The 7685-nt window shown below is 52.4% G+C and carries 9 protein-coding genes and 1 pseudogene; 3 read left to right on the top strand and 7 right to left on the bottom strand.

What is annotated here, in order from left to right:
- Positions 1-227 precede the first annotated feature (227 nt).
- The 7 genes and pseudogenes from BSAG_RS17160 to BSAG_RS17185 all read right to left on the bottom strand — a co-directional run.
- Positions 228-2144, bottom strand: a pseudogene (locus BSAG_RS17160) (TraG family conjugative transposon ATPase); the annotation flags it as partial.
- Positions 2141-2473 (bottom strand): DUF4133 domain-containing protein, encoded by a 333-nt coding sequence (locus tag BSAG_RS0222735; RefSeq protein ID WP_004311206.1) that lies wholly within the window; start codon positions 2471-2473, stop codon positions 2141-2143. The gene BSAG_RS0222735 and the pseudogene BSAG_RS17160, both read right to left, overlap by 4 nt.
- A 10-nt stretch (positions 2474-2483) precedes the next feature.
- Positions 2484-2795: a DUF4134 domain-containing protein gene (locus BSAG_RS17165; RefSeq protein WP_004311205.1), complete on the bottom strand. Its 312-nt coding sequence runs from the start codon at positions 2793-2795 to the stop codon at positions 2484-2486.
- Positions 2796-2996: 201 nt separating this feature from the next.
- Complete coding sequence (locus BSAG_RS17170; protein WP_005827331.1) at positions 2997-3737, bottom strand: hypothetical protein; 741 nt, start codon at positions 3735-3737, stop codon at positions 2997-2999.
- Positions 3734-4123: a DUF3408 domain-containing protein gene (locus tag BSAG_RS17175; protein WP_287647342.1), complete on the bottom strand. Its 390-nt coding sequence runs from the start codon at positions 4121-4123 to the stop codon at positions 3734-3736. Before BSAG_RS17175 ends, BSAG_RS17170 begins: the two co-directional genes overlap by 4 nt.
- Positions 4120-4569 (bottom strand): DUF3408 domain-containing protein, encoded by a 450-nt coding sequence (locus BSAG_RS17180; RefSeq protein WP_004311202.1) that lies wholly within the window; start codon positions 4567-4569, stop codon positions 4120-4122. The genes BSAG_RS17175 and BSAG_RS17180 overlap by 4 nt, the downstream gene beginning before the upstream one ends.
- A gap of 5 nt (positions 4570-4574) precedes the next feature.
- Positions 4575-5330, bottom strand: coding sequence for a ParA family protein (locus tag BSAG_RS17185; RefSeq protein ID WP_005643916.1), 756 nt, complete (start codon positions 5328-5330; stop codon positions 4575-4577).
- Positions 5331-5476: 146 nt separating this feature from the next.
- Between BSAG_RS17185 and BSAG_RS26150 the strand changes: the two genes are divergently transcribed.
- The 3 genes from BSAG_RS26150 (at position 5477) to mobB (ending at position 7666) form a co-directional block, all read left to right on the top strand.
- On the top strand, positions 5477-5698 hold the full coding sequence (locus BSAG_RS26150) for a hypothetical protein (protein ID WP_032840181.1): 222 nt from the start codon (positions 5477-5479) through the stop codon (positions 5696-5698).
- A 313-nt stretch (positions 5699-6011) separates the two neighbouring features.
- A complete protein-coding gene (gene mobA / locus BSAG_RS17190) occupies positions 6012-6440 on the top strand; it encodes a conjugal transfer protein MobA (protein ID WP_004291488.1) in 429 nt (142 codons plus the stop codon).
- The gene (gene mobB, locus BSAG_RS17195; RefSeq protein ID WP_004291483.1) at positions 6419-7666 is read left to right on the top strand and encodes a conjugal transfer protein MobB; all 1248 of its coding nucleotides are present in this window, start codon (positions 6419-6421) and stop codon (positions 7664-7666) included. The genes mobA and mobB overlap by 22 nt, the downstream gene beginning before the upstream one ends.
- Positions 7667-7685 lie beyond the last annotated feature (19 nt).

The following is a 7685-nucleotide window of genomic DNA, read 5'->3' as shown; positions in this document are numbered from 1 at the left end:
TTGGACTATCATTTAATCAGTATGGATTTTATTCCTTTGTCTATCATTTCATCCTACCATTCAGTCGCAACTTGATAGCTAATTGACTCATGGCTTTTCCTACATGCTACACTCCCCATCGTCTTTCGTTGAATGGATAAGTAGGTGGATGATAGGTCATTTCAATGTACTCTTGCCTAATTCCTTGCTAAAGGAATAGTTATTTATGCAGCCTTGACGGGCGCACCCTTTATACTGTCAATTTCGAAGACGATGAACCGCTTGCCGAGCAGGTCGATGTTCTCCGTGGAGTTGAGCAGGAAGTCGTAGCGTCCGTCCCGGTAATACTGCCGCATGGTGGTGAGCATATTGTCGATGTTGAAGTCGGACTTCTCCACCTTTATCTCACGTTCCGCCAGTTCGCGGCGGTAGTCGTCGCGCATATACTCGTAGAAGGTGTTGAACGAGGGGACGATGCTCCGGTCAGCCCTGATACGCTCGATATAGGCGTTCACCGCACTGCCCAGTTCGCCGCTCTCCGTCTTCGTCACTTTGTCGTCCTCCGACTTCCAGAGCGTCAGCAGCAATGTCTTGATGCTGTCCTTTTTCTCCACGTCGAACACGTAATCATCGGTGTAGAACGGGTTGAACGAAATCGGTTTCTCCTCCGTGTAGGTGAAGTACACGCCGTCCGCCCCGTTTGTCTTGCACCGGATCATCTCGCACAAGCCCTGATAGGAGTTTCCCGTGTCCACCAGCACCACGTGCGTACCCTGCTCGTAGTATTGCCTCACGAGGTGGTTCATAAAAAAGGATTTGCCGCTGCCCGAAGGACCCAACACGAACTTGTTGCGGTTGGTCGTGATACCCCGCTTCATCGGCAGGTCGCTGATGTCGAGGTGCAACGGTTTTCCCGTAAGCCTGTCCACCATCTTGATGCCGAAGGGCGAGAGCGAACTGCGGTAGTTGGTTTCCTCCGTGAAGAGGCACACCGCCTGCTCGATGAATGTATGGAAACTCTCTTCCGCCGGGAAGTCCGCCGCGTTGCCGGGCATCGCCGCCCAGTAGAGCGTCGGGCAGTCGATGGTATTGTGGTGCGGCACGCACTCCATGCTTGCCAGCTGGCTGCCCACATCGTTCTTGATATGCTTCAGTTCCTCCGCGTCATCGCTCCACGCCATGACGTTGAAGTGCGCCCGTACCGAGGTCAGCCCGTAGGAATGGGCTTCGTTCAGGTACTGGTCTATCCACTCGCGGTTGATGCTGTTGCTCCGGCTGTATCGGGATAGCGACTGCATATTCCTTGCGGACTTCTCGAACTTCTGCAAATTTTCCTCGCTGTTGTCGATAATCACATACTGGTTATAGATGTGGTTGCAGGAAAGCAGCAGCCCCACGGGGGAGGCGAAGGAGAGGCGACAGTCCGAGCGGTCGGTGGAGAGTTTCTCGTAGCGGATGTCGGTAGCCACCTTTCCTGGCATATCCTCCGCGTCGGAGAGGGTGTGCAGGCACAGGCGGTTGTCACCGATACGCATTTCTTTTGCCGAGAGGTCGATGTCCTGCAAGGTCGTGTCGCCTTCGGGCATGAGCGAGAAGTAACGCTCTATCAGCCCGGCGGACTTCTCCGTCCCGACAATCTCGTCGGTGGAGAGGCGGCGCAGCCTCACAAAGCCGCTGTCGTTCATGATGCGCTCGAACTGTTCGGCGGCCTCCATGAACTTCCCGGCGGTTTCCTTGTCCAGCTCCTTCGGGATGATATGTCCCCGGCACAGCGTACTGAAGTTGCTCTGCATACGGTTACGTTCTTTCGTCGTCTTGGTCAAGTAGAGATAGCAGGAGTGTTTCAGGTACGGACGCTCGTTGAAGTGGCGTTCAAAGGAACGGCTCAAGAAACTCATGTCGTCCTTCTGTAACTCCGGCATATATTTCTCCTTGATGAACCAATCCTGCTTATGCACGACGCAGAAGTACGGTAGCACCTTGATAGCCTTGCACCAGCAGCCGTGTATCGCCTCGTACTCTGCGCCCGTCACGGTGTAAAGCTCCGGCAGTTCCACCTCAAAAGCCACCGTGATGTCGGCGTCTTTGGAGATGATGCAGCCATGCTCCACCGCCAGCAGGGGGAACTTGTTTTCCAGTGTTGTCATTTTGGATGTATTTCTCATGTCGTTTCTTCCTTTCGTTGCCGTTTGAGTAATCGGGTGATCCGCCGTCGGTTGATAAGGTATCGGGGATGGCTCCTTGCCGCTCCCAATTTCATCAGCCCGTGTTCGCCGTACCGGGCGTTCAGCGCGAAGGTCTGCCATACGAGGACGGAAGACGATGCCGCGCCGAAGCCGATACATATCCACTGGTCGATGCCGACCATATAGAGGATGACGAACAGGACGAAGAGAGCCAGCAGACCTCCGCAGAAGATGAAGAGGTACTGAGCCTTCAAACCCTTGAACTCGACCGGACGGCCGATACCCTTGTTTATCGGGTATTCAGCCATACATTGTTTATTAAAGGAAGAATGAGCGCAGGATAGTGGCGGCGACAATCAAGAAGATACAAGCCCCGAACCACGAGGCGGCGGTCTTCGAGGTGTCCGGGTCTCCGGACGAGAATTTTCCGTACACTTTCACGCCACCGATAAGCCCGACTACCGCGCCGATGGCGTAGATTAATTTCGTGCCGGGGTCGAAATACGAACTCACCATAGAGGTGGCTTCGTTGATGCCAGCCAGACCGTTTCCCTGTGCGAAAGCGGAGGCGGTTGCGGCAATCATAAGTGCCGCAGCGATGATTAACTTTTGTCTGATGTTCTTGTTCATAAACTGTTCTTTTTTGTGCCGTCCAAAGGGTGGATAGTCCTTTTTCGGGCGGTTGATACTTGATTACTTTACTTTGGTTTTAGTGGTTGCCCGTTTGTTTCTACGGACTTGGGGCTGTCCGTTGCGGGTTGGCTGTACCTTGTACCGCCGTGCGCGTGGGTGTCGTCATTTTACGTTTTCATTTCCATTCTTTTTTAGTTGTTATACATAGTTTCGGAAGTCGAACTCCTCGATGTTGTCGGGAATCACGAACACCTTTTCCTTTTGTTGTGTCACGGTCATGTTCACCGTGTCCACGAAAACTGCCATCGCCTTTGCAAGCCTCTCGCTCATTGCTTCATCGGTCAGGCGTTCCGTTATTCTTGTGAAAAGCTCTGTCCCGTCCAGTTCCGTCATGACCTTTCCGGCGTGTCGCATTTCCTCATCGGATGGTGATTCCTTCCGTATGGTGTGTACTGCCATGTCAATATCCTCGAAGCTACTTCCCGAAGCCTGCTTTTTGTCTGGTTCTTCATCCTCCGGTTCATCTTCTCCGTACTCCAGTTCCGAGGGCGGGATGCTCGTGAAGGTTTCATCGAGTTTGTCCTCCGGTACTTGTGTCGGGCGTGAGACGGTTTCCGTGTTTCCGTCGTCAAAAGTAGCCTCTTCCTCCGACAGCTCAATGCCTTTTTCCGAAGTGGCGGCTTCTTGCGTCGGTATGGCAGCGGTTGTCCGGGTCGATGCCATCTTGAAACGGCTCTTGCCAATGATGTCCGAGGTGTCTGCGTGAGGTATTTCCTTATCCTTTCCTTGCTCTGCCACCGTACTGTCCAATGACCGCCACAGCCCGGCAATATGTCTGAAGAAACGGATGAGCTTCGTGTCCATGATGCGGTCATAGAACAGCAGAAACAGAAACCACACGTTGCAAGCAACCGATACGATTAAAAACGCCTTTGTCATAATCTTACTTTTTGGGCGTTTTCAATCTGTTCCATGTACTGCTGCCCGTATTGTCGGAAATGGTCGCGGAGGATGTTATCCACAAACTTGCCGATGCTCAAACCGTTTCCCATCCGACTGGTAACGATAGCGACTTTCTCATGAATTTCTCGGCTGATGTATATACATTGCCGCGTTTTGATTTCCGATGCTTGCAGGAAAGTCGAGAGCGGTTTGTCTCTGCCTTTATCCTTGCGGAAGTCAACGTCGGTATTTTCCTGCCCGTAGTCGGTTACACACTTTGCCGCACGGACAGCGGTTCTTTCACTCTTTCCTGTTTGCAGATACTCAGCCTGACGGTTCTTATTTGTTCTTTTCATACTTCTTTGTTGTTTTTGAGTGTTTATAAATTATAGGATTCCATGTGCCGTTTGAACGATTCGGCTATCTCGTCTTGGAACAGCGTGAAATGGTGTGTCAGCACGTTGTCAAGAAATGCCGCGATAGTCACTTCGTTGCCTCCGATTACATGAAGCATCTTCTGTATGCGGTCGTGGTACTCCTTGCGGATATAGACCTGCTTGCCGAGCCTTGCCGTGATATTGGAACCGCATATGAATACTGTGTCATAATCCAATTTTTCCGGCTTGCTGTTCCTGCGCCTGCGTTCCGGCTCCTCTTTGGAGTGCGAGGCGGGTGGAGAAACGGCTTCTTGTATCGCTTCTTTCGGAGGTGGGACAGGAGCGTTCCCGTCCGTGCTTCTCGCTTCCGGCGGAATGCTTGTATCGTCCAGTCGAAATGAGTTGATTACGGCTTCGCTGTCGATGTCCTCGATTCTTGTTTTCTTTGCCATGCCGTTCAGTTTTTGATGATGCCGAGAATCTCATCGACGAGTTTGTCGAGGTTGCTGCCGCGTACCAGTATTTTGTCCGCCGGAAACGCCGTGGAGCGGAATACCGCCTTGCGTTCTGCCGCCGTCTCCTTGCGGAAGCGCTTACTGTCCGGTAGATGTGTTTCCAGAATGGGCAGGGCGAACTCGGCACAGACCTTGTCGTATGCCTTGTAAAGTTCAGTCTTTTCGCGTCCGTCCACCATGTTCCACACGAGGTAAATCCCTTTGATGCCGGACTTGCCCGTGCTTATCATCTGTTCGTTGATGACAGTGGCGAACTTGATGGAACTCTCCATCACCACACGGTCGGCGATGATGGGCGTGAAGATATAGTCCATTTGGGAAATGGTCTGCACCACATCGGCATTGTTGATTGTTCCCGGCAGGTCGAAGAACACGAAATCGAGGTCGGGCTGCGCTGCCACCAGATTTTCGGCGGTCTTTACCGCATCTTCCGCACGGCTGCATCTGATGGTGTACGGGTTCTTCTTCAGTCGTTTGAGCTGCTCATACGCCAGCACCTTGTAATGCCCGTCCTCCATGACGGCTTTCATGTCACGCTTGCGCATGTCATGGATACTGTACTGCGGGAAATCGCAGTCCACCACGGCTACGTTGTAGCCTTTCACATAGTGCAGATAGCTTGCTACAAGCACTGTCAGGGTTGTCTTACCCGCTCCACCTTTCTGCGTGGAGATTGCCACATAAGTTGCTTCTTTCATTTTTTTGATAATTTATTTGGTTATACATCTGTCCGGTGGCGGTAGCGTATTGTCATTAGTACGTACGCACGCACTCCCATTCATTTATTTATTCACTCCTTAATCCGGCTGTGCCTGCGGGTATTCATCGGTTTGTCCAACCGTCCATGCTTTTATCCGTCTGCACGGACGTGTGCTTGGAAAACTATCTGAATACATACACCTGTTTTCAACCGTTTGGATTGATGCCCGGATTGCTGTCCGAACATCTGGCGGAAGGAGTGTATTTTCAGTCCCACATCCGAATCACACTGCAAATAAACAAGGATATTTTGGAACTTGTATCACTTCTCCGGCAAGTGGCAGCACGTTGCGCCGGTTGGCACTGATTGTCCGGGTCAAGCCTCTGTCGGACATCGCCTTAAGGGCGTAACTTTGCACCCGAACGGCAGGGTACGCCGCAGGTGGCGCAGCCCGGAGTTTGAAAGGAATCATCCCCAATCCGTCCCCGACGGATTTTTATGTTCACCTGAACATAGCAAGATGTCTTTTCAGCCGCTCAAAATATTTTGAGCAGCCACGAAAAGCACTTGCCCTTGCAGGGGGCGGGCTTTCCCTCCGAAGTCGGGAAGCCTTTCAGAACTGCGGTGCTGTAATCCGAAGCGGCGGCTTATGCCGTCAATCCGCTAAATCCAAAGTAATATGAAAGAGAAAAGGAAAAGCAAATCAGGGAGAAATCCCAAACTTGATCCGGCGGTGTACCGGTACACCGTCCGTTTCAACGAGGAGGAACACAACCGTTTCCTCGCCATGTTCGGAAAATCGGGTGTCTATGCACGGTCTGTTTTCCTCAAAGCGCACTTCTTCGGGCAACCGTTCAAGGTGCTGAAGGTGGACAAGACGTTGGTGGACTATTACACCAAACTGTCGGATTTTCATGCACAATTCCGTGCCGTGGGTACGAATTACAACCAAGTCGTGAAGGAACTGAGGCTGCATTTTTCAGAGAAAAAGGCGATGGCGTTGCTCTACAAATTAGAGCAACACACCGTCGAACTCGTGAAACTGAGCCGCCGGATTGTGGAACTTTCAAGGGAAATGGAGGCAAAATGGTCGCAAAAATCAGTGTAGGAAGTTCGTTGTACGGCGCGATTGCCTACAACGGGGAGAAGATTAACGAGGCGCAGGGGCGGCTTCTCACCACCAACCGCATCTACAATGACGGTTCGGGAACGGTGGACATAGGCAAGGCGATGGAGGGTTTTCTCACCTTCCTGCCACCGCAGATGAAGATCGAGAAGCCGGTGGTGCATATCTCTCTCAACCCGCACCCGGAGGATGTGCTGACCGATATTGAGTTGCAGAATATCGCCCGCGAGTATCTGGAAAAACTCGGTTTCGGAAACCAGCCTTATCTTGTATTCAAGCACGAGGACATCGACCGCCACCACCTGCACATCGTGACGGTCAACGTGGACGAGAACGGGAAAAGGCTCAACCGGGATTTTCTCTACCGCCGCAGCGACCGTATCCGCAGGGAACTGGAACAGAAGTACGGATTGCATCCGGCAGAACGTAAAAATCAGAGATTGGATAATCCGTTGCGCAAGGTGGCCGCATCGGCAGGTGATGTGAAGAAGCAGGTAGGCAACACCGTGAAGGCTCTGAATGGGCAGTACCGTTTCCAGACGATGGGCGAATACCGTGCGCTCCTTTCCTTATATAATATGACGGTGGAGGAAGCGAGGGGCAACGTGCGCGGACGGGAGTATCACGGGCTGGTCTATTCCGTCACGGACGACAAGGGTAACAAGGTGGGCAACCCGTTCAAATCCTCGCTTTTCGGGAAGTCCGCAGGCTATGAAGCCGTACAGAAGAAGTTTGTCCGTTCCAAATCGGAAATCAAGGATAGGAAACTGGCAGACATGACGAAACGCACCGTCCTTTCCGTGCTGCAAGGCACTTATGACAAGGACAAATTTGTATCCCAACTCAAAGAGAAGGGCATCGACACCGTACTGCGCTACACAGAGGAAGGGCGCATCTATGGGGCTACCTTCATCGACCACCGCACGGGATGCGTGCTGAACGGTTCGCGCATGGGTAAGGAGCTTTCGGCGAATGCCTTGCAGGAACACTTCACCCTGCCATACGCCGGACAACCGCCGATACCGCTATCCATCCCTGTGGATGCTGCGGACAAGGCACACGGGCAGACCGCCTACGACAGTGAAGATATATCGGGCGGTATGGGCTTGCTCACTCCCGAAGGTCCGGCGGTAGATGCCGAGGAAGAGGCTTTCATCCGGGCGATGAAGCGCAAAAAGAAGAAAAAACGCAAGGGCTTGGGTATGTAATCAGAGTATCAACAATTAA

Origin of the sequence: Bacteroides sp. D1, from assembly GCF_000157095.2 — a bacterium.
Taxonomy (GTDB): domain Bacteria; phylum Bacteroidota; class Bacteroidia; order Bacteroidales; family Bacteroidaceae; genus Bacteroides; species Bacteroides xylanisolvens.
This window is presented reverse-complemented; position numbering and strand designations above follow the sequence as displayed.

Bases quoted from the DNA above. Each gene is read 5' to 3' on its own strand.
- BSAG_RS0222735 (WP_004311206.1), bottom strand. From the start codon at position 2,473: ATGGCTGAATACCCGATAAACAAGGGTATCGGCCGTCCGGTCGAGTTC.
- BSAG_RS17180 (WP_004311202.1), bottom strand. From the start codon at position 4,569: ATGGCAAAGAAAACAAGAATCGAGGACATCGACAGCGAAGCCGTAATC.
- mobA (WP_004291488.1), top strand. From the start codon at position 6,012: ATGAAAGAGAAAAGGAAAAGCAAATCAGGGAGAAATCCCAAACTTGAT.
- BSAG_RS17185 (WP_005643916.1), bottom strand. From the start codon at position 5,330: ATGAAAGAAGCAACTTATGTGGCAATCTCCACGCAGAAAGGTGGAGCG.
- BSAG_RS26150 (WP_032840181.1), top strand. From the start codon at position 5,477: ATGCTTTTATCCGTCTGCACGGACGTGTGCTTGGAAAACTATCTGAAT.
- mobB (WP_004291483.1), top strand. From the start codon at position 6,419: ATGGTCGCAAAAATCAGTGTAGGAAGTTCGTTGTACGGCGCGATTGCC.
- BSAG_RS17165 (WP_004311205.1), bottom strand. From the start codon at position 2,795: ATGAACAAGAACATCAGACAAAAGTTAATCATCGCTGCGGCACTTATG.
- BSAG_RS17170 (WP_005827331.1), bottom strand. From the start codon at position 3,737: ATGACAAAGGCGTTTTTAATCGTATCGGTTGCTTGCAACGTGTGGTTT.